The following is a 24,833-nucleotide window of genomic DNA, read 5'->3' as shown; positions in this document are numbered from 1 at the left end:
CTCCCTTCCTTTTTTATGATTCATCTCGTGTTGTTAAGTCAATTTCTCCTCAAGCATGTCAAAAATGTCGTCCATTTCATCCATTTCAAGGTCAGCCGCAGAGAAGTCACTTGGCGTAAATTCCCGTTCTTGCTGCGCTAAGCAATGAGTGATGATGGATTGAATTTTCCCCTTCAACAATGCCATGAACTGCTGTATCGTCTGTTCTTCATATTCACTTGCACAATAGGAACAAGATAAAATGAATCGATTTTGTTGAACAAGACCACTAAGGTTCAGCTTATAAACAGCTTCCGAATCAGGGCTTGCTTGTCGTCCCATATCATAAGTCGACGGCCCAAAGAGTTCTGTCGTCACTTCCTGATCAATCTGTCCAAGATAGTTCAAGCTGATTTCAGGATGTACGTGCTGCCCTGACGGTTCAGCGGCTGTCATGTATTTTAAGATCCCATAGCCGATTCCTTTATTTGGCACACGCCGCAGCATTTCTTTCGTTCCTTTAATAGCATCAGCTATGGTCTGATCCGGCTTCGCTTCAAGAACAACTGGATACATACTCGTAAACCAGCCAATTGTGCGAGAGACATCCAGCCCTGATAAAATATCCTCTCTACCATGACCTTCAAGCTGCACATGTACATGGGACTCACCTGTCCACTCTTGAACAGCAAGACCGAGAGCACATAAAAGAATATCGTTCATTTCCGTTGTGTACGGCAGATGAATATCGGTCAAAAGACGCTCAGTTTCTGTTTCTGTCAGCTGCATTTGAACTGATTTGGTTTCGGCAACTTTTCTTTTTGTCACTTTATGATCAACAGGTAATGCGGTTAATGGTTTGCTTTCAATTTCTGCCCAATACTCCTGCTGACTTTTTAAAGGCTGTGACTGTGCATAACGTTCAATGGCCTCTGCCCATTCTTTAAAGGAATGAGTTTTCAGCGGCAGGACAAGCTTTTGTCCCTGAGCTGCCTGCTGATATAGAGACATAAAGTCCTCTAGTAAAATCCGGCATGAGACACCGTCAATGACTAAATGGTGTGTCACGATGAGTAAATGATCGCCATCTTCTGCATGGAAACAAATCACTTTCATTAACGGACCTGTTTCGAGGTTCAGCTGACGCTGATACTCATTGGCATATGTGGAAACAGCTTTTTTCACGTCGTGCTCTTTTGAGACATCATGAGAAATAATCTCCAGCGGTTCCGTGAGCTCCCGCTGGTTGTATTGCAGGATGCCGCCATGATCCTGCTTGTATACCATACGCAGTGCATCATGATGTGAAAGCAGTTTTTTCATGACTTGTTCTGTAATGGAAAGGTCAAATCCATTTGGTGCATGAAGCATCATCGAGAGATTCCAATGGTGCTGATCGCTGAATGCTCGTTCAAAGAACCAGCGTTGAATCGGTGTTAAAATGACTTCTCCTTCGACAGGTGATTGGTCGGCTGTGAGAAGATCGGCTTCCTCGATATATGGGCGCAGCTCCGCAATCGTTGGGTACTGGAATAGAAGTTTCATATCGAGCTTCCAGCCCGCTTGCGTGAGTCTGCTTGCCATTTGGATGCCTTTAATGGAATCTCCACCAAGGAAGAAGAAGTGATCGTGGATGCCGACTTGGCTGACGCCAAGGACATCTTCCCAAATGCCGCAAAGCAGGGTTTCCACTTCGTCTCTTGGTGCTTCGTATACCGTTTGATTCGCTTCGATATCAGGTGCTGGCAATGCTTTGAGATCGACTTTTCCATTGGCCGTCATTGGAAATTGATCTAGTTTTATGATCCATGATGGCACCATGTATTCTGGTAACGTGCGTTTTAGGCTTTCTTTAAAGTTCTCTGTATCTGTATCGTTCTTCGTGATTACGTAAGCGGCAAGGGCGTCGTGATCACCCGCATCTTTGACCGTTGTCACGACGGCTTCTTTGACCGAATCCAGCGTCAGGAGCTGCGCTTCAATTTCTGACAGTTCAATCCGGAAGCCGCGGATATTGACCTGATGGTCTATTCTGCCGAGATAGATCAGCTCACCATCCTCTGTCCATTTCACTAAATCGCCTGTGCGGTACATGCGCTCGCCTGGATAAAATGGATCTGGGACAAATCGTTTGTCTGTTTCCTCTGGAAGATTCCAGTAGCCTCTTGCCAGTCCTTTTCCTGCAATGACGAGCTCACCAGGTACGCCTGGCGGCGACAGGTCGTATAAAGAACCCATGATGTAAAAACGTGTATTGGCAATGGCTGTTCCTATCGGAATCGTGCCTTTTTCTGGATCGATCATTCCGCTTGTCGCTACGACTGTATTTTCAGTCGGACCATAGTTATTCACGAGTTTGTATGGAACAGGCTTTACCTGTTTCAGCTTATCTCCGCCTGTTAGTAAATAACGCAGAGAATGGTTGTCCATTGACATAAACTGCTCGCATAGCTGGGTCGGCAGGAAGGCAATGGTGATGCCTTTTTCATTGAAATAAGCATTGAGCTTGATCATATCGAGGCGAATCGCTTCGACGATAATGTGCAGCTCTGCGCCGGCGATCCACGTCGGGAACATCTCCCAAATGGAGGCGTCAAAGCCAAAGCCGGCATATTTCGCAGTTCGATCGTCTTTCGTCACTTGGAACGCATCATTGTGCCAAAATGCAAGATTCATAAGGGACTGGTGCTCAACCATGACACCCTTCGGCTGTCCCGTCGTCCCAGAGGTGTAAATCATATAAGCGAGATCCGTTGGTTTGATATGAACCTGAATCTCGTGAGCTTCTCCTTCTACCGCATCTTCTATGAACAACACATGACCTGTAAATGAAGATGGTGCAGTGAGCCCTTTTTGCATCAGAAGTACCTCTGCACCGCAGTCTTCCAGCATGTACGCAATGCGCTGCGCTGGATAATCTGCATCAATCGGAACAAATGCCGCACCTGCCTTGAGGACGCCAAGGACAGCGGCTGTCATGTCAAGAGAAGGGCGGGTGAGAATGCCGACGCGGTCGCCTGGTTTTGTGCCGTTTGCGATAAGTCTTGAAGCGACTACATTCGCCCGGCTGTTCAGCTCTTTATACGTCCAGCTCGTTCCGCAGAAGACCACTGCTTTTTGGTGCGGTGCTTCTTGTGCCTTAGCCTCAATCAAGGTATGAACGGTTTGATCTAACGGAACGTTGAGGTCTGGTCCTGACCATTCATTGATCAGCTCTCGTTTTTCTTCTTCAGTTATGAGAGATAGCGCTGAAATTGGCTGATTCAGCTTAGCCAGCATATCGTCTATGATTTTTTCAATATACATGCTCCAGCGCTGAATGGTGCTCTTTTTAAACAGGGCCGCCGCATACTCAAAGCGCAAGCCCACTTGGTCATTTTCTTCAAATACACCAAGCGTTATATCAAATTTTGCATGAACGGTATCTTGCTGCTTTTGCGACAGCTTGAGTCCATTCAAATCCGGTAACGTTAGGTCACGGTCATCTGTTGTCAGCATGACACTAAACAATGGATTGCGGCTCGTGTCTTTCGGAAGATCTAACTGAGCCACCAATTCCTCAAACGGGAATTCTTGATGTTCATAGGCTGACAGGCTGCGATCTTTCATTTTTTCAAGCAGCTGCGCTGTCGTTTCTTCTGGCTGCACTTCGTTTCGAAGAGCCAGTGTATTGACAAACATGCCTGGAACCCGCTCGATTGAAGCATGCGTACGTCCTGCGGTCACTGCGCCTATGACGATATCTGTCTGCCCAGTTAACTTGGAAAGGAAAATGGCAAATGCCGTTTGCATCACCATGTTCAAGCTCACACCTTTTTCCGCCATGAGCGTTTTGATGGACTGCACCTTTTCAGCAGACAACCATCTATCGACTCGCCCTCCTTCAAATGACTGAACTTGAGGACGCGGAAAATCAAGGGGCAGTGCTAAGTCTTCCGGCGGCTGTGCATATTGCTCCAGCCAATACTGCCGCTGTTTCTTAAGCAGCGCCTGCTGCTTTTCTTCCTGCTGCCATACCGCAAAATCCTTGTAATGCAGCTGAACTGGCGGTAACGTCTTTTTCTCATACAGCTCTGCGAGTTCTTGAATGAGCAGACTGCGTGTGACACCATCTGCAATGATATGGTGCATATCCATCATGAATACATATTTCTCATCAGAAAGTTTCGCCACTTTTGCCCTCATTAATGGTGCTTGATGTAATGAGAATGGTGTAATGAATGACTCGACGACAGACTGCTCCTGATCGCCCTCTATTTCAACAGCTTCTAATGTAAACGGCACTTGGCGATAGACTTTTTGAACGGGTACGCCGTCAATTTCTACAAAGGCTGTCCGGAGTGATTCATGTCTGTCGATCAAGGCTTGAAGCGCTGCTTCCAGCTGCTTCACATCAAGGCTACCTTCCATCATTAACACGGCTGGCATATGATAAGTGACTGCTTCTGGATGCAGCTGCTGCAGGACATACATCCGTTTTTGAGCAGAAGAGACGGGATAGAAATCTTGCTTTTCCGCTGGCTGAATGGATGTCACCACCGAAGAATCTGTTTCTTCCAAGTAGGCTGCCATTGCCCGTATGGTTGGCTTTTCAAAAAGGACTTTGAGCGGCACATGCTTGTTCAGCTTCGCTTGCACCTTCGAAATGAGCACCATGCCCTTGAGGGAATGACCTCCCAATTCAAAGAAATGGTCAAGAACACCTATTTGTTCAACCCCAAGAACTTCTGACCAAATGTCACACAGCATCTGCTCAAGTTCCGTTTCTGGTGCCGCATGCGCCGTACGGTTCATATGCACCTCATGCGGAAGCGGCAGAGACTTCGCATCCACCTTTCCGTTTTGGGTGAGTGGAATGTGATCGACTTTCACAAAGTACGTTGGAATCATATAATCCGGCAGTGTCTCCGCAAGATTTTCTCTAAACGTCAGTGTTCCAATGTGTTCAAGCGCTGTGTAATAGAGTGCAAGCTCCGGTAAACGGGACAGGTGCAGGACTTTGACATAGACTTCTTGAATAGATGCCAGAGCACGTGCGGCATGCTCAATTTCCTGTTTCTCAATGCGATAGCCGCGGATTTTCACTTGATCGTCGACTCGTCCAAGAAACTCAATATCTCCATTTGCATGCTGTCTGACCAAATCCCCTGTGCGATACATTCTCTCTTGAGGATCATATGGATTTTCAAGAAAACGTTCTGCTGTTAATTCAAGCTGATTCAAATATCCTCTCGACACGCCTTCTCCAGATATATAAAGCTCTCCCGGCGCGCCATAAGGGACAAGCCGATGCTGCTGATTGCATACGAGCGCTCTTGTGTGAGCAATTGGCTGTCCAATCAAAGATCGTTCCTTCAAAGCGTCCAGCTCTTGCGTTGTGATCAGTTTGGTCACTGTACCAATGGTTGTCTCAGTCGGACCGTAATGGTTCATGACTGCCACGCATGGATGCTGCATCATAAATGTTTCAACATCCTCAGGGATCATTGGTTCTCCTCCAAGTACCACCAGGCGTAAAGCATTAAATGAATGTTCCTTAGAATCTGCCATCATATGAAATAAGGATGGTGTCATTTTGATATAAGTCAGCTCTTGTTCATCAATCAACCGCATCAGACGTACAGGGTCTGTATACACGTCTTCACGAGGAACATAGAGTGTCCCCCCTGCTTTTAAAACAGGGAAAGTGCTTGTGTAACCAAGATCATATGCATAAGAAGAAAGCAGTGCCGTCCGATCACATTCCTGCAATGTCACCTCATTTATCAGCCAGCTGACATAGTGTGATAGATTACGATGCGTGAGCTGTACACCCTTCGGCTTCCCCGTTGTCCCAGATGTGTAAATGACATAAGCGAGCTGATCAACCGACACTTCCGGCAATTCTAGTGGATGGCTTTGATGCACTGCTTGTTCAACCTGCACCACTTGAATCGACTTATGATTTTGATAGGAATCTGATAGAGACTCATTTGTCACGATGACTTGTGCACCTGAATCCTCTAATGTGTAGCGGATTCGTTCAGCCGGAAAGGCCGGATCAATCGGAACAAACGCTCCTCCTGCTTTCATCACACCAAGCATGGAGACGATGACATAGACAGAGCGGTCAAGGATCAGTGCCACAGTTTGTTCCTTCTCGACGCCTCGTTTTTTAAGCTCACAGCTAAGTGCATATGACATATCCTCAAGCTCGCGGTAGGTGAGTTTTCTTTGATCATCCATGACGGCGATAGCATCCGGTGTTTCCTTCGCCTGACGTGAAAATTGGACATGGAATGGCTCATGACGATTCGTTTGCCCTTCGCCTTTTTTCTCCAAACGTTCTATTTGTTCATGCTGATCTAGTATATGGAGCAAGCCGATCTGTTCCTCTGGATGACGAACCGCCTCACGAATAATTGCCAGGAAGTGAGTTCCGAACCGGCGGACGGTCTCTTCTTTAAATAACGCCGCTGCATAGTCAAAGCTCAGCTTTAATGCTCCCTCGCGTTCAAATGCTTCTAAAGATAGATCAAATTTGACCGAGTGATGCTGAATGGCATAAGGCGAAATGTGCAGATCGCCGAGCTTTAGCGCCGGTACCTCCATGTTCTGCATGTTAAATGACACGCTAAAAAGCGGGCTCCGAGTTGTATCACGGTCTAATGGAAGATGTGCAATTAACTCTTCGAGCGGATAGCTTTGATGTGCAAAAGCGTCAACACTTGTTTCTTTTATTTCTTCAAGCAGCTGTAAAAATGTTTTGGTTTGTTCTGGTTTTCCGCGCATCGCAATGGTGTTGATAAACATCCCCGGCATGTCCTGGATATCAGGGTGTGTCCGTCCAGCAACAGGCGAACCCACAATGATATCTTCCTGCCCGCTATAGGAGGCAAGAAGCACTTGAAAGGCAGATAACAAGAACATATACATGGTCGTATCGGTTTTCTGAAGCAGTTCATGAATGCGCTGAGTCGTTGCTTGATCACAGCCAAACATGAATCGTTCTCCAGTAAAATCACGTTCCGCTGGACGCGGATAATCAGTTGGCAGCTCTAAAACCGGTAAATCTCCTTCAAATTGCTTCAGCCAATACGCTTCATGCTCCTTCTGTTTCTCCGTTTCTTCTTCACTTAGCTGCCAGACAGCGTAATCTTTATAATGAAGGACTCGTTCAGCAAGAGCTTCTCCATCGTAGGCCTTCGCCAAATCTTGAATGAATGTCTTCATGGAGCTGCCATCTGTAATGAGATGATGTGCTTCCAAGACGAGAAGATGACGGTTCTCACTGACCTTCAGCAGCTGAGCTCGCAAAAGGGGTGCTGCTGTTAAATCAAATGGCAATTGACGTTCAGTAAGAAATGCCTCCGCCTCTTCTTCCTTGATGTGATGAACAGGAAGGTCAAATTCAGTCCATTCATGCACCCTTTGGACAATGTCTTCCCCGTTCATATGAAAGCTCGTTCTTAAGATTTCATGTGTTTGGATTAACTGATTAAATGCTGATTTGAGCCGCTGATATTCGAGTGTTCCTTCAAGCGTTAAGACGATCGGAATATGATAATTCGTGCTGTCAGGTTCAAGTGTCTGCAAAATATATAAACGGCGCTGAGCTGGTGATACCGGATATTCGTCCGCCTGCTCTGCTGGCAAAATAGGATGTCCGGCTTCTTCTTGACCATCCTGATCGATGTAAGCCGCTAATGAGCGAATCGTCGGCTTCTCGAAAATCACTTGAATCGGCACTTCCTTTTGAAGCACTTCTTGAACCTTTGCAGACATCATCATCGCTTTAAGCGAGTGCCCGCCAGCCATAAAGAAATGCTCGTCTACCCCAACCGTTTTCCCAAGAAGCTCCTCCCAAATGTCAGCGAGTGCCTTTTCTGTCTCAGTCTCAGGCAGAATGATTTTGATTTCCTCGCGATGCACTTCGTCAGGCTTAGGTAAAGCTTTTCGATCTACCTTCCCGTTCGATGTCAGTGCAAAGGTATCCAGCTTCATCACATGGTGCGGCACCATATAAGCTGGCAGTTTTTGATTGAATACATCTCGTACCTCTTCTTCTGTCAGTGACCCTGTGAAGTAAGCGATGATTTCCTTTTCATCTGAAGAAAGCTGCTGAACAAGTACAACTGCTTCATCTATCCCCGCTTCTTGGTGAAGCACTGATTCAATTTCACCAAGCTCAATACGGAAGCCACGAATTTTCACCTGATCATCGGCACGGCCGAGGAATTCAATCTGACCATCTGCACCATATCTAGCCAAGTCCCCCGTTCGATACATCCGTCCTGACGGCTTAAAAGGATCTGCCATGAATACTTGATCAGTCAAATCTGGACGTTTGATGTACCCTCTTGAAACACCATCCCCGCCCACATACAGCTCTCCTGGGGCTCCAATTGGCTGAAGTCTTTGATAGTCATCTAAAATATAAGCTGACGTATGATTGATCGGCTGACCAATTGGGATCGGGCCCGCTTCATCTCCTCTTACTTCGTAAATGGTGGAGATGGTTGTATTTTCAGTTGGGCCATAGACATTCAGCAAGGTAATTGACGGATGCTGCTTTTTCACAAGCTCCGCACTTTTTACATTGATCACATCACCACCGGTGAATAATGTTTTTAACCCTTTGAACATTTGCGGCCGCTGCTGAGCGAGCTGATTAAATAAACCAGTCGTTAAAAAGAGCGCTGTGATCTGATGTGTTTGGATAAATTGTTCGAACCGGTGAATATCCAATAAAGTATCACGGTCAACAGGATAAAGCGTCGCCCCATTCAGAAGCGTAGTGAAGATTTCAAGTGTAATCGCATCAAAGCTGACAGCTCCTGTATGCGCCATACGATCCGACGTGTTCAAGCCTATTTTTTCCTGAGAGCATGCTAACCTCACAATATGCTGATGCTCAATTTGAACTCCTTTTGGCCGTCCAGTTGATCCCGATGTGAACATGATATATGCCAATTGAGATGGAGACGTCTCGACTGATAACTCCGCTTGTGAGTGATGAGACAAGCCGGTCACACAAACAGCTTTGATGCTTTCATCAACTGGCGGCTGGCTGTCAGCATAGAGCAAAATGGATACACCGCTGTCTTCAAGCATCCAACGGATTCTCTCCTCAGGCTGAGCAGGATCAATCGGTACATAAGCAGCCCCTGCATGTAAAATGGCCAAAATAGAGATCACCGCATCTGCTGACCGGTTCATATATACCGCCACAGCATCCCCCGGCTGAACGCCTTTTTTAACAAGACTGCTGGCTAAACGACGGATTTCCTGTCCAAGCTCTTCGTATGTGAATGTTCGCTCGCCTTCGACTAATGCCGGATGGTCAGGCTGCGCCTTGATACGTTCATCGAGCAGCTCAGGAATGGACAGATGCTTCGGATAATCTCGCTCCGTCTGGTTCCATGCTTCAATTTGCTGCTTTTCTTCTTCTGTAATACATGTCACTTCATGAAGACGTACGTCAGGATTGTGAATGATTTGCTTCATGAGGTTGCTCAGATGTTTGGATATGTTTTCAATGACCTTTTCTTCAAAAGCCATCGCATTGTATTTGAATGTCAATGTCCACGTTTCACCAGGATAGACAAGGACATTGAGATCGAAATTCGTTTGTTCAAATCCGTCCTTTACATCAATGGCAAAACCGAGACGTGCAGACATGGTGTCACCAGACAGCTCTTGATCTAAAGGATAGTTTTCAAATCCAACCAAATGATCAAAGAGCTTTCCTCCAGCAGCTGTTTTCTGCTGAATGTCATAAAGCGGCATAAAATCATAGTTTTCCGCTTCCAATGCATGCTGCTGAACCGTTTGAAACAGCTGTTTAAAGGTCTGCTCCTGATCCAATGTCACCCGAACAGGTATCGTATTGATAAACAGCCCTGCCATCCGCTCAATCCCAGACACACTTGGAGGTCTGCCTGATACGACTGTTCCAAATGTGACATCATCTGCTGCATGATAGGTGCCTAAAAGAACGGACCAGACAGCCTGAAAAAGGTTCGGTGCTGTCACTTGGCATTGTCTTGCCGCATCTTGAATGGCTTGTACCGTTTGAGCGTCCCATGTAAACGTCCATTCCCGATGATCATATTGTCCGTTCGCTTCTTTTTGCTGCAGCAGCCCTTGGTGCTGAACAGCACCATCCAGCCGCTCCTTCCAATAGTCTTCCGCTTCTTGTTTGTTTTGCTTTCCAAGCCACTGGATATAGTCCGCATAAGGCTTACCTTGTGAGCGATCCGGCGTTCGGCCGTTCCGATAAGATTCATAGTAATGAAACAGTTTTTTCATCAACACACCCATGGACCAACCATCCATAATAATGTGATGGTTGCTCCAAATCAGGTGCCAGTTTGTTTCATTTAATTGAAAAACAGCGACTTTCAACAACAGATCATTCGTTAAGTGAAATCCTTGCTTTCTCACTTGCTTTTTATATTGATCCAATACCTTTTTCTGCTCTTGATGATTCAGATGAGATAGATCTTCTCTATACACATTTAAATGACGTTCAGCCAGTACAACCTGACGAGGCTTTTGTAATTGCTGATAGACAAAGGCTGTACGCAGAATGTCATATGTCCGTACGAGTTCATTGAGACTCTTTTCAAAAAGATCGAGATCAAAATCTCCGCTTATTCCAAGCTCAAGCTGTGTGAAATAAGAGGAGGAATTAGGGTCTAGCATGGCATGATACAGCATGCCCTCTTGCATTGGTGTTAAAGGATATACCTTTTGAATTTTCTGCTTGCTCATAAGTCCACCTCTTCATTTTTGCTTAAAATAGATCCATTAGCTTTTCAAGTTCGTCCATGGTGAGATCCTCATCCCCCACATCACTAGGTGTGATCTGACTCTCATCCTGTGATAGACAATGTGAGATCAGTGCCTTCACATTCTTTTCTAAGAGTTCCTTGAACTGTTCGATCGTACGTTCTTCGAATTCAAGGTGATGATAGGAAATCGTCACATGGAGCATTGCTTGTTCTACGAAACCAACAATATCCAGCGCATGAGGTTTCTCAGATTCAGGGCTCAGCGATTGTCCTGCATGCCATGGAGAACGCCTCAATTCACCGCCGCCGATCTGTTCATCAAACTGACCAAGATAGTTAAAGCTGATATCTGGTGTGACTTGAAAATCGATATCGTCCTTCATCTTGTCAGGTGTTAAGTATTTTAAAACGCCATAGCCGATGCCCTTGTTCGGAATGTGTCTGAGTTCCTCTTTTAAATACTTGATCTGATAAGAAAGATCGTCTGCATGCGACATATCCAATAACACAGGATACATACTAGTAAACCATCCGATGGTCCGTGATACATTGACCGCAGGGAGGATGTCCTCTCTCCCGTGTCCTTCAAGATGAATAAAGTGCCTGTCTTCACCTGTCCACTCTTTCATGGACAACCCTAATGCCGTCAGCAAAATATCATTGATTTCTGTTTGATAGGCTTCATGTACATCCGTCAACAGACTGCGTGTTTCCTCTTCAGACAATGTAAAACGAATGGTCTGTGTATGAAGCATTCGTTGATCCTCCGTGACATGATCCTTTTGAAGTGGAGGAACGGAATGCGCAAGCACCTTTTTCCAATAATCTCTTTCCGATAGCAGCTCATCTGACACAGCGTATTCAGTCAGCTTCTGGGCATATTCTTGGAAGGAGTGTGTTTTTTCAGGAAGGGTAAGAGTTTCCTCGCGCTTCGACTGTTCATAAAGAGCCATGAAATCTTCAAGGAAAATGCGCCATGACACACCATCAATGACAAGATGGTGTACAGCCAGCAATAAATGATCCCCTTGATCCGTTCGGAAAATGGCAGGTCTCACTAAAGGCCCGTCTGCTAGCGATATACTCGCCTGCACTTCATTTGCCAGCTTTTCTACCTGCTGGATTTGCTGCGACAGCTCTCCTGTTACTTCCACCACATCAATTGCCACATTATTTTCCTCGATTCCTCGATGACGCTGGATGACGCGCCCTTCTTCGAGCGGATACACCATTCGCAAGGCATCATGATGAATCATGAGCTGTTCCAGTACTTGCTGAACGTTTTTCTCATTTAAACCATTTGGCGCATGAAGCATCATCGATTGGTTCCAATGGTGCTGATTCGTAAAGTTTCGTTCAAAGAACCAGCGTTGAATCGGTGTTAAAATGACTTCTCCTTCGACAGGTGATTGGTCGGCTGTGAGAAGATCGGCTTCTTCAATATATGGGCGAAGCTCCGCAATCGTTGGGTACTGGAATAGAAGTTTCATATCGAGCTTCCAGCCTGCTTGCGTGAGTCTGCTTGCCATTTGGATGCCTTTAATCGAATCTCCGCCAAGGAAGAAGAAGTGATCGTGGATGCCGACTTGGCTGACGCCAAGGACATCTTCCCAAATGCCGCAAAGCAGCGTTTCCACTTCATCTCTTGGTGCTTCGTATACCGTTTGGTTCGCTTCGATATCAGGTGCTGGCAATGCTTTGAGATCGACTTTTCCATTGGCCGTCATTGGAAATTGATCTAGTTTTATGATCCATGATGGCACCATGTATTCTGGTAACGTGCGTTTTAGGCTTTCTTTTAAGTTCTCTGTATCTGTATCGTTCTTCGTGATTACGTAAGCGGCAAGGGCGTCCTGATCACCCGCATCTTTGACCGTTGTCACGACGGCTTCTTTGACCGAATCCAGCGTCAGGAGCTGCGCTTCAATTTCTGACAGTTCAATCCGGAAGCCCCGAATGTTGACCTGATGGTCTATTCTGCCGAGATAGATCAGCTCGCCATCCTCTGTCCATTTCACTAAATCCCCTGTGCGATACATGCGCTCGCCTGGATAAAATGGATCTGGGACAAATCGTTTGTCTGTTTCCTCTGGAAGATTCCAGTAGCCTCTAGCTAGCCCTTTTCCTGCAATGACGAGCTCACCGGGTACGCCTGGCGGCGACAGGTCGTATAAAGAACCCATGATGTAGAAACGTGTATTGGCAATGGCTGTTCCAATCGGAATCGTGCCTTGATCTGGATTGATGACTCCGCTTGTCGCTACGACTGTATTTTCAGTCGGACCGTAGTTATTCACTAGTTTGTATGAAACTGGCTTTACCTGTTTCAGCTTATCTCCGCCTGTTAGTAAATAACGCAGAGAATGGTTGTCCATTGACATAAACTGCTCGCATAGCTGGGTCGGCAGGAAGGCAATGGTGATGTCTTCCTTATTGAAATACGCATTGAGCTTGATCATATCAAGGCGAATCGCTTCGTCGATAATGTGCAGCTCTGCGCCGGCGATCCACGTCGGGAACATCTCCCAAATGGAGGCGTCAAAGCCAAAGCCGGCATATTTCGCAGTTCGATCGTCTTTCGTCACTTGGAACGCATCATTGTGCCAAAATGCAAGATTCACAAGGGACTGGTGCTCAACCATGACACCCTTCGGCTGTCCTGTCGTCCCAGACGTGTAAATCATATAAGCGAGATCCGTTGGTTTGATATGAACCTGAATCTCGTGAGCTTCTCCTTCTACCGCATCTTCTATGAACAACACATGACCTGTAAAGGAAGGTGGTGCAGTAAGTCCTTTTTGCATTAGAAGTACCTCTGCCCCGCAGTCTTCCAGCATGTAGGCAATACGCTGCGCTGGATAGTCTGCATCAATTGGAACGAATGCCGCACCTGCCTTGAGAACGCCAAGAACAGCTGCCGTCATATCAAGGGACGGACGGGTGAGAATGCCGACGCGGTCTCCTGGTTTTGTGCCGTTTGCGATGAGTCTTGAAGCGACTGTATTCGCCCGATGGTTCAGCTCATCATACGTCCAGCTCGTTCCGCAGAAGACCACTGCTTTTTGGTGCGGTGCTTCTTGTGCCTTAGCCTCAATCAAGGCATGAACGGTTTGATCTGACGGGACGTCTAGAACAGGACCTGACCATTCGTTCAGCTGTTTTTGCTGCTGCTGTGGTGACAATAATCGCATTTGATCTAACGATTGATCTGGTGCTGACACCATTTGTTCCAGCAAATGAAGGAAATATTCTTTCCACTTTTCAATTGACGTCTTTTGAAAGATAGAACAATTAAAATCAAACACGAGCTCAATTTGATCTGCGGATTCGTTTCCAGTTAAGGTCAAATCAAATTTGGCGATCTTCTCTTCGAATGGCTGTGGAACAATGTGAAGCCCATCCATTGATAAATCACGAATATCCGCATTTTCCATTGAGAATACCACGTCAAAAATTGGATGGCGGCTTGTATCTCGAACCGTTTGCACCTGATCTACCAATTCTTCAAATGGGTACAGCTGATGCTCGTTTGCCTCTAACACAAGCTGATGAACATTTGACGCAAATTCAGCAGCTGTCTGATGTCCTGCTGGTCTTGTTCTAAGTGCCAGCGTGTTCACAAACATGCCGATCACAGATTGAATATCAGGATGGGTTCTGCCAACAACCGGAGAACCAATGATGATATCCTCTTGTCTTGAAAGCTTGCTTAAAAGAATACTGTAGCTAGCAAGCAGGACTGTATAGGTCGTACTGTTGAGCGCTCTAACGAGTTCGTCCAATTTCGCTTTAAGCGAACCTTCGATTGTAAATGAGACACGATCTCCTGCGAATGTTTGCACTTTTGGCCTTGGCAGGTCTTCCGGCAGTGCCAGTACAGGCAGTTCCCCTTCTAATTGATCCAGCCAGAATGCCTCTTCAGCTGCTTTTTGCGCAGCAGATGCCTCACTTTTTGACCAAACTGCATAATCCTTATATTGAACAGGTAATTCCTCTAGTTTGTCTCCCCGATACAAGGCTGATAGCTCCTCAATTAAAATGCCAACAGACGCACCATCTGAAATGATATGATGCATATCAATCAGTAAATAATGGACATTTACGGAAACGGAAACTAGCCCTATTCTGAGTAAAGGCGCTTTTTCTACATCAAATGGCCTGATAAAGTCATTCATTAATTCCTGTATGTCTCGGCCGTTCTGTTCAATTTTTTCAATGTCTATAGAGACATTTGTTTCAATACGTTGAACAGGTTCATTCTCAACAAAATCAAAGCTCGTTCGGAAAGCTTCATGACGTTGGACTAGCTGATCAATTGCCTTTTCAAATCGTTTTTCATCAAAGGCGCCTTCTAGCTTTAAGGCAGCCGGCATATGATAGCTTTGCTCCGCATCAGTCATTTTCTCCAAAACAAACAGTCTTTTCTGAGCAGATGTCACTGGATAATAGGCCGCCTCTTTGGCAACTTCTACTCGCTTGATCTCCGTTTGATCCGCTTGATCAACTGCAAGGGCGAACGCTTCTAATGTCGGGGATTCAAATAAAGACTTCAAAGAGAGCTCCACCTGCATCTCTTCATACAGCCTATTCAGCATTTTCATGCCGCGCAGCGAATGGCCCCCGCATTCAAAGAAATGATCGTGCCTGCCGATTCGCGGCACTTCAAGAACTTCCTCCCAAATGTTCGCCAGCAGACGCTCTGTTTCTGTTTGAGGAGAGGTGTATTCATTTGCCCCCTGCTCACTGAGATTAGGTGCCGGCAGCGCCCGCCTATCGACCTTGCCATTATTCGTCAAAGGAAGCTCGTCTAATGGCATGAAAAATGCCGGCATCATATATACAGGCAGTTCACGTCCTGCTTGCTCGCGCAAATCAGTTAATGAGACAGATCCTTCTGCTGTGAAATACGCACATAACGTGTCATTCGGAGCAGCAATGACGACAGCTTCCTTCACCTGAGGATGCTGCAGCAGCTGGTGTTCAATTTCCCCAAGCTCGATACGCTGTCCGCGAATCTTCACTTGATGATCGATCCGTCCAATGAATTCAATATCTCCATTCGGCAGCCAGCGTGCAAGATCGCCCGTTTTATACATGGTTTCTTCAGGGCGGAAAGGATTGTTGACAAACTTTTCGCTTGTTAGTTCTGGCTGCTTATAATATCCTTTCACCAGTCCATCACCAGCGACACATAGCTCTCCCGCCACGCCCGGCGGCTGAACATGTCCAAACTCATCTACAATATAAACAGCCGTTTGACTCACTGGCTTTCCGATTGGGATGGATAACGCCTGCTTCTCAATATGATTCACAGGATAATATGTGGTGAAAATTGTGCTCTCAGAAGGTCCGTACATATGAACAAGCTTGTCTTTCCCAACTGTCTCAAGTGCAGTCACTACATGAGGCACAGAAGCACGTTCTCCGCCAAACAGCACTTTTCTTACGTTTTTCAGGCTGTCTTTTTTCATATCGATGAGTAAGTGAAAAAGAGCTGTCGTGATCATTAAAATACTGACTTTTTCCTTCTCAATCGCTCCAGAAAGCTCATTCATGTTTAAAATATGATCCTTTGGCAGAACAATGAGTTTCGCTCCGTTTAATAATGCACCAAACACATCAAACATAAAGGCATCAAATACATAGTTTGAGAGGCTCATCACCGTGTCTTCATGAAGAATGGTGAGATAATTCGATTGCTTCACCGTTCTCAAAATGTTCCGGTGTGTCACCATATTTCCTTTAGGCTTACCGGTTGTACCAGATGTATAGGTCAAATTCGCTAAGTCCTCAGGTGAAATATGAACATCTATAGGGCTGTCTGACTGCTGAGTAATCGCTTGATCTTCTGTTTCTATGATGGTTCCCTCAAATGCAGTGAGCACCGAACGTTGGCGCAGCACTTGATGTGTCAGTAAGAATTGTGCACCGCTGTCTGTTAAAAAGTGCTTCACGCGCTCATCAGGGAAATCGGGGTCAATTGGTACATAGACACCGCCCGCCTTAAGCACAGCCAGAACAGAGAGCACCATTTCATTGGATCGTTCAAAGAATAAGGCCGCTTTCATCCCTTTTTCAAAACCATTTTCACGCAAATAATGAGCCAGCTGATTCACTCGGTCATTCAGCTCTTGATAAGAAAGAACCACATCTTCACATTGCAATGCAGGCTGATGACCATGCTGCTGCACCTGTTTTTCAAACTGCGTCACAATGGTTTCTTCTGCTGGATAAGGCGAAGGTATCGGATTCCACCTATTTAACTGAGCTTCTGCTTCTTGTTCAGACAGTAATCGATAGGATTGAATAGCTTCCTGCGGCGCTTGAACCATCTGCTCCAGCAGATAAATATAATGTTTCATCATCTGCTCTGCCGTACTTCGTTTAAATAGAGCCGTACTGTAATCAAGTACAAAGGATAAACCTTGATCGGACTCCATCGCTTGCAGTGTTAAATCAAATTTCGCAATATGGAAATTGGTTTCTTCAACCTCGACCAGCATGTCTCCAATATGCTGAGCTGCTCCATGATCCGGCGCGAGTGTAAAGACGGTGTCAAACAATGGATGACGGCTAAAATCTCTTGGCACATTCAGCTTTTCAAGCAGCCGTTCAAATGGATATTGCTGATGCTCAAATGCCTGCATCGTCTTTTCCTTTACTTGCTCAATCAACTGAGACATGGTTCCATTCGGATCTACCTCCGACCGCAAAGCAAGTGTCTGGACAAACATACCGATCATGTCATTCAAATCTGTATGCACACGCCCTGAAGCCGGTGTTCCGACCACGAATTCCTTTTGACCCGTATATTTCGCAAGCAATGTATAGTAAGCAGAAAGCAAGACCGTATACAGTGTCGTGTGATGGTTTGCTGCAAGCTCCTGTAATTGATTCTTTAACACTTCATCTATTTCTTTGATGACACGATCCCCTGCGAAAGACTGGACAGCTGGACGCTGATAATCGGTCAGCAGCTGTAAAGCCGGAATATCGCCCGAAAATTCTTGCAGCCAAAATGCCTCTTCTTTTTGAAAGCCTTGGTGCTGCTGCCAAACAGCATAATCTTGATATTGAAGCTTCAATGGTGCTTTAACCAAGCCCTCGTAAGCATCTGACAGCTCACGCAGCATTAAATCGATCGAAAGACCATCTGAAATCAAATGATGCATATCGAAAAAGAGCAAATGCTCCTGATCTTGCAATGACTGCAAACCAATTCGAAGAAGCGGCGCACACTCAAGATCAAAAGGTCTGACAAATTGCTGCATGTTTTCTTCCATCGTACCGCCTGTCAGCTGTTCTATTTGAAAGGACACTGATGATGCTATCCGCTGACGAGGAACACCTTTTATCGTATGAAAAGAAGTACGCAGCATATCGTGACGTGAGATCATCCTGTCAAAGGCTTCAGTCAGCTTCTCGAGCTGCAGAGTTCCTTTTAACCTCACAACAGCAGGCATATGATATGCAGTGCTTTGCTCCAATTGACTCACCATGTAGACGCGCTGCTGTGGAGGCGACAATGGATAATGATCAGCAGCCGGCGCTTTTGGTATCACCGTTTCAGAAGACTTTTCTGCCTGCTCAATATAAGCAGCCAAAGCAGCAATCGTCTGCTGTTCAAATAAAACGGACAGCGGCACCTCCACTTGCAAGTCTCGCTGAACCTGTGTAAGTACGGTCATCGCTTTGAGCGAATGCCCGCCTCGATCGAAGAAAGAATCATATACACCGATCTTCTCTTGATCAAGAATGTCTTCCCACAAATGAACAAGCTTCGTTTCTATATCGTTTCTAGGTGCCGTATAAACAGCATGAACCGCTCTATCACCTTTTAACGCAGCAAGTGCACGACGGTCGACTTTGCCGCTGACTGTGAGTGGAAAAGCATCGAGTTCTTTGAAATAAAGCGGCATCATGTAAGCTGGAAGCTGATGTTTGATAGCCGCTTGCAGCATGTCAACAGACACACCTTTTTGACGAGCTTGATAGTAAGCACTTAACGCCTTTTCCCCATCCGCTTCATCAACCACTAGCACGACAGCCTTATCAACTCCATCTACCTGCTCCATTACCGCTTCTATCTCGCCTGTTTCTATGCGGTAACCCCTTATTTTCACTTGATCGTCCATTCTGCCAAGATAATCAATCGTGCCATCTGGAAGCCATCTGACTAGATCCCCTGTTCGATACATCCGCTCATGCGGAGAAAACGGGTCTGCCGTGAATACCTTCTCCGTCAATTCAGGCTGATTCACATAGCCTCGCCCAACACCTATACCGGCAATGCACAGTTCTCCAGCTGCCCCATGCAGCTGTAATTGATCATGTTCATTTAAAATATAAATACGATGATGACCAAGCGGTTTTCCAATCGACACATAGCGCTGTTCAGTTGATTCGCTCAGCTCACTGAGAGCTAGACGATGCACCGCCGCATCCACACACGTCTCAGTTGGACCATACACATTCCACAGAGTAAAATCAGGCTGACTCATACGAACTGCTTCGATGAGTGAACGTGCTGCTTTCGCAGGCAGCGCTTCTCCCCCAATCAGCATGTGCATCAATGACAGCCCGTCCAAATCCGCAGCAAGTAAAAGCTGCACATGCGCCGGTGTTCCATCTGCCGCTTCAATTTGATGTTTTCTGTAATAAGCCGCTAGCTGCATGCCATTTCTCGTCGTTTCTCGCGGGATGATATGAAGCGTATGTCCAAATAAAAGGGCAGCAAAGATTTGTTTGACCGATGCATCGAAATGGAATGGGGCTAGAAGCGCCATTTGTAGCTCATTCGTCCCTTGATACATCTCATGATGCAAAGCATGGACCAAATGATGTAGCTGAAGATGCTCAATCATGACGCCCTTCGGCTTTCCAGTCGTACCGGATGTATAAATCATGTAGGCTAAATCCTCCGGCGCCGTCTGTTCTACGAGCTCAGGCAGCTGTCCACCATCTAATAATATTTGCTGCTGCACGATTAATTTTTCCGAGAGGGCTGGGTACTCTTGAATGAAAGATTCATCTGTTAACACAATAGAAGCACCTGAATCCTCCACAATAAATTGAATGCGCTCCTCAGGTAATGCCGGATCAATTGGTACATATGCCCCGCCAGCCTTTAGTATGCCGAAGACTGCTACCATGGCATCTGTCTTCCGCTCCATCAAAACAGCAACAGGCACATCACGTGAGATACCTTTCATTTGTAAAAAACGAGCCAGCTTTTCTGCCTGTTGTTGCAGCTCTCCATAAGTAATTGTTCCATTTTCTGCTACAACGGCTGTCCGGTCTGCATATTTGTTGGCTGTCTCATCAAACAGGTGATGAACCGGTTTTGCTGCTGGCCTTTCAAACGATTCTCCTTCAGATAATTGCAGCAGCTCCTTTTGTTCTCCTGCTGAAAGTAAAGGCAGTGTCCCGATCAGCTGATCAGGCTGAGAGACGGCCGCTTCTAGTAATATCAAGAATCGATCAAACATCTTACTCATTTCTTCTTCTGTGAATACATCTGTACGGTAATCCAAATCAATGGTCAATGTATCAGTATCCCAGCGGTCTTTCACATGTATTGAAATATCATTCATTCCGCTCCCGCTAAAAATCGGTTCAGTAATGAACGACAGATTCTCTTTTTTCTGCCACTGCATCACCTGATACTCTAAAGAAATATCAAAAAGGCGTCCTGTAAACCCTTCTCTTTCCCGCAAATCATTCATGAGCAGATTGTAAGGGTACTTTTGGTGACGTAATATCTTCATTTGATCCGCCATGACCTGCTTTACGAAATCAAGAAACGATTGCGACCCTTGAACAGATGCACGCATTGGAATCGTGGATACAAACATCCCAATCATCTTTTTTTCTTTGGCATTCGTCCGGTTGCCCATAAAGGTTCCAAGAACGACATCTTCCATACCGCTAAAACGATGTAAGTAAATATAGACAGTGGACATAAACATTGAAAGCATGCTGACTTTCTGCTCTTCACAAAAGACACGAAGCTTCTCTTTTAAAGAATCTGGAACATCCCCTGAAAATCGCTCCGCATGTAAACTCATCTCGTATCCCTTATGCGGTTTTAACGATGCGAAGTCTGGAATATGAGCAAATTGCTCATTCCAAAAAGCTTGGTCTTTTTGAAAACGTTTAGAAGATTCATAGGTCTGCTCACTCATGATGTGATCAACGAAGGAAATCTCCTCAACTGGCAAGATGTCTACTCCTTGCAGCATGTCATGATATAAGTCAATAATGCGATTTCCCATTAAAATGATGGAAATACCATCCGCGACAATATGATGTGCTTTACAGAACAGCCAGCACTCTTGATCACTGATTTGAAACACCGTAAATTCAATCAAGGGGCTGTCAATCAATGGCATTGGCTCACGAATCTGCTCGTTTGCCCAAGCCCTTACCTCCTCTTCACTCCAGCCCTTTTCCATGCGAATCAGCTGTTTTTCATAAGGTTTGATATATTGAACAGGCTCCTCCTCTTCATCTCGATACACGAGCCTCAGCCGAAGAGAGTCAGTTTGTCGAATGTACGCTTGAAGCACATCGACGACCAAAGAAGGATCGAGACCAGATGCTGATCTCAACCTGGCGAATCCACCCAAATTAGAAATACTTGTACCTGGATAAAATCTTTCCGTGTAGAATACTCGCTTTTGCGCATGTGTTAAGGGGTAATAAACTGTATTCATTCTCATCCTCCGCCTCTTCTATGTTTTCTCCACCAATTTCACCCTGCACCCTCTATATCAAAAGAACCAAGTCTATTTCATTAAAATAGACGGTTTAACAGAAAAGGAGCCCACCCCGAATAAAACGGAGGGACTCCCATTTTCATTCGGTAGCCTGCCGACCTTAGCAAAAAAAGAATCATTTACCTTAGGACATGGCTTTGCGTCTCTATGTTTCCATAGATTTGCCTTTTTCTTCTTTTCTTTTAGATATTTTCTATTTACGTCCACTTTATATGAAAATATTGTTTTTTTCACCGAAAAATGGGTGTAAAGATTCATGCGTCATACCGAAGGGATCCCATGATAATTGACGATATTTACCGAAAATAACTAATAATAGTTGCGTTCAACCGAAAATAATCGACTAAATACCGCAAAAATTTCATATTTTCCCTTAAATTTTGAAAATATGACCGAAAATGTAGGATAGAGGTCTCCTTGCGTTCCCCGCAAATTCTTAAATCTTAAGAACTATATTCCCTAAAAAAATGAATTTTTTTTACTGTAAAAACAACAAAAAAAGAGCTGTCATTTCAAATGACAACTCCTTGTTTCTTCATTATATTTACATCACCTTAGACAGACCAATCGTTTTCTCAATAATGAGCAGCGCAATGATAGAAATGATAATAAATATGACAGATATCGCATTGACACTCGGATCAAAGGTCTGCTCAATGTAATTAAAGGTCCTGACGGGGATTGTAATGGTTTGAGGAGAGGAAACGAACAAACTGATCGATATTTCCCCAAATGACGTCACAGCTGAAAACACCCCTCCTGCAATGATTCCCGGCTTAATCAAAGGCAATGTGACTCGAAAAAACGTGCGAATGGGTCCTGCGCCAAGATTCATTGAAGCCAGCTCAAGCCGCGGATCTAAATTCGAAACACTCACGCCTACCGTTCGAACCACATAGGGAAAACCAATGATGACGTGACCAATGACGAGCGCCCACAAAGACCCTGTAAAGCCCATAGCCGTAAACAAGTAAAGCATCGCAATCCCTAACACCACCTGAGGAATCATGAGAGGTGACAGAATGAAAGCTTGGACAGCCTCCTTTCCCTTAAAGGAAAGCCTTGCTAAAGCATACGAAGCCATTGTCCCTAAAAGAACCGTGAGAGGCGTCACGATGAACAGCAGAATCACACTGATCCGAAGAGATTCCATCCATTCTGGATTTGACACGACCTCATGAAACCAGCGAACAGAGAACGAAGTCGGTGGAAATTCAGGAAAGGCATTTGGACTAAAAGCAGATAGGACGATCACAAGAACAGGTATGGTTAAAAAAAGATAAACCAATGACCCAGCAGTCCAAATCAGGATGGAAAGCAAGCGGTCACCTATTGACTTTTTACGCATGCATCCTCGCCTCCCAACGCTTCAATAAATAGCTTAATAGACTGACTACCACAAGCACACAAACCAATAATGTAAAGGACATAGCTGCAGCAAGAGGCAGATTATACACCTGCATGACCTGCTGATAAATTGACAGCGGCAGCAGCGGCTGCATCCGTCCGCCGACTAACAGCGGGGTGATATAACTTCCTGCTGCCAGTGAGAAGACGATGATTGCGCCAGTCACCATGCCTGGAATGGTCAGTGGTAAGGTGACATGAAAAAAGGTTCGAATCCGGCCAGCTCCAAGACTCATAGAAGCCGGTCTTAAGTGACGATCCATATCGGTTAAGCTTGTTGCGATCGGCAGTACTGCAAATGGCAGCATGACTTGGACATAGGCAATAATGACCGCATTCATATTCCACAGCATCGAGAGCGGCTTCTCAATTACATGTAAATCTAGTAACATGCCATTGATCAGACCATTTTGCGAAAGAAGAACAATCCATGCAAATGTCCGAATCACAACACTTGTCAAAAGCGGCGACACAAGTAGGATATAGAAAAATGCCCGCAGACGCGGATTAGGTGCTTTGACGAGCACGTATGCTGCGGGGTATGCCATCAATAAAGAAATCACCGTTGTCTGCAAAGCCACCCACACAGTACTTCCAATCGCCTTTACATATGCATCTGTCGTGAACACATGAATATATTGAGAAAAGCTATACGTTTGTAATGTATTCATCATCGAATCGACATCGCGAAAACTGAGAACGAGCATCATCACCAGAGGAGCTAGTAAAAATACTACAAGAAACAAACAGGCTGGCAGCAGCATAAACCAATGAAATCGTTGATTCTTTTTCTTGATTCGCATCACGTATGCACCTTCGAATCTAAGAAAACGATATCTTCAGGCTGCCAATGGATATGGACGGTTTCTCCAACTTCAGGCAGCTCGGGAAATGCCGCATCAGAAGCATGGACAATAATTTCACCATGATCAAGCCCCACAACCAAACGTAATGAATGCCCAATATAACTCACATCTGACAGCACGCCTGATACATGGTTCGGCTTTACTTCCTCCCGCTCAGAAGAGATGCTGATTCTTTCAGGACGCAGCATAAGCAGTTGCTTTTCCCTCTTCTCTTGATGTGCCGCAGCCTGCAGCTGAAGGTGCTGACCGTTTGAATGGGTTACATGCGGAACTGTAAATGCCGTATCAGCTGCATTGTACACGGCCTCAAAGATGTTCACCTGTCCGATGAATTCAGCTACAAATCGATTGTTTGGCTGGCGGTACACCTCTAAAGGCGTCCCAATCTGCTGAATTCTTCCCTCTCCTAAAATTCCAACCCGATCAGAAAGGCTTAAGGCTTCCTCTTGATCATGTGTCACAAGAATGGTTGTAATCCCGACATTCCTTTGAATATTTCGCAGCTCTGTCTGCATGTTTTTTCTTAGTTTGGCATCTAGGTTGCTGAGCGGTTCATCAAGAAGGAGAACAGACGGCTGAATCGCCAGCGCTCTTGCAATCGCTACCCGCTGCTGCTGACCACCGCTTAATTGGTGGGGCATCCGTTTCGCAAATGCCTCTAATTGAACAAGAGACAAGCTTTCCATCACCTTCTCTTTGATTTCCGCCTTCTTTTTCTTTTGAACCTTTAGCCCGTACGCCACATTATCAAATACAGTCAGATGCGGAAAAAGTGCATAGCTTTGAAAGACCATACCTGTTTTTCTTTGGTAAGGCGGCAAAGCTGTCACATCCTGATCACCAATATAGACGACACCTTTTGTTGGTTCTAAAAAACCGCCAATGATGTTTAATAACGTTGATTTTCCGCAGCCGCTAGGACCAAGAAGGGAGAAAAACTCTCCCTCATTCACCGTAAGACTGACATCGTTGAGAGCAATTTGCTCACCGAAGTGCTGACTGATGTGTTCTAAATGAATTCCACTCAT

The 24,833-nt window shown here is 45.5% G+C and carries 5 protein-coding genes and 1 riboswitch; all 5 genes read right to left on the bottom strand.

What is annotated here, in order from left to right:
* Positions 1-33: 33 nt before the first annotated feature.
* The 5 genes from NSS65_RS01970 to NSS65_RS01950 all read right to left on the bottom strand — a co-directional run bounded on the left by NSS65_RS01970 (position 34) and on the right by NSS65_RS01950 (position 24,833).
* Entirely contained in the window at positions 34-10,734 is a 10,701-nt protein-coding gene (locus tag NSS65_RS01970; RefSeq protein ID WP_340992721.1) for an amino acid adenylation domain-containing protein, read from the bottom strand.
* A 22-nt stretch (positions 10,735-10,756) separates the two neighbouring features.
* Positions 10,757-21,469 carry a non-ribosomal peptide synthetase gene (locus NSS65_RS01965; RefSeq protein ID WP_326134944.1) on the bottom strand — a complete coding sequence of 3,571 codons (10,713 nt, stop codon included), beginning with the start codon at positions 21,467-21,469 and terminating at the stop codon, positions 10,757-10,759.
* 145 nt (positions 21,470-21,614) lie between these two features.
* A riboswitch (cyclic di-GMP riboswitch) is annotated at positions 21,615-21,708 on the bottom strand.
* A 368-nt stretch (positions 21,709-22,076) separates the two neighbouring features.
* Positions 22,077-22,880: an ABC transporter permease gene (locus NSS65_RS01960; protein WP_024424298.1), complete on the bottom strand. Its 804-nt coding sequence runs from the start codon at positions 22,878-22,880 to the stop codon at positions 22,077-22,079.
* A complete protein-coding gene (locus NSS65_RS01955; RefSeq protein ID WP_111927545.1) occupies positions 22,873-23,742 on the bottom strand; it encodes an ABC transporter permease in 870 nt (289 codons plus the stop codon). The genes NSS65_RS01960 and NSS65_RS01955 overlap by 8 nt, the downstream gene beginning before the upstream one ends.
* Positions 23,742-24,833, bottom strand: coding sequence for an ABC transporter ATP-binding protein (locus NSS65_RS01950; protein ID WP_326134943.1), 1,092 nt, complete (start codon positions 24,831-24,833; stop codon positions 23,742-23,744). The genes NSS65_RS01955 and NSS65_RS01950 overlap by 1 nt, the downstream gene beginning before the upstream one ends.

It is taken from the genome of Bacillus sp. FSL K6-1006, assembly GCF_038593175.1.
GTDB lineage: Bacteria > Bacillota > Bacilli > Bacillales > Bacillaceae > Bacillus > Bacillus safensis.
Note: the sequence above shows the minus strand (reverse complement) of the source record. Positions and strands in the feature narration are given on the sequence as shown.

Excerpts from the sequence above, each read along its gene's own strand:
- NSS65_RS01970 (WP_340992721.1), bottom strand. The coding sequence starts at position 10,734 with ATGAGCAAGCAGAAAATTCAAAAGGTATATCCTTTAACACCAATGCAA.
- NSS65_RS01965 (WP_326134944.1), bottom strand. The coding sequence starts at position 21,469 with ATGAATACAGTTTATTACCCCTTAACACATGCGCAAAAGCGAGTATTC.
- NSS65_RS01960 (WP_024424298.1), bottom strand. The coding sequence starts at position 22,880 with ATGCGTAAAAAGTCAATAGGTGACCGCTTGCTTTCCATCCTGATTTGG.
- NSS65_RS01955 (WP_111927545.1), bottom strand. The coding sequence starts at position 23,742 with ATGCGAATCAAGAAAAAGAATCAACGATTTCATTGGTTTATGCTGCTG.
- NSS65_RS01950 (WP_326134943.1), bottom strand. The coding sequence starts at position 24,833 with ATGAGTGGAATTCATTTAGAACACATCAGTCAGCACTTCGGTGAGCAA.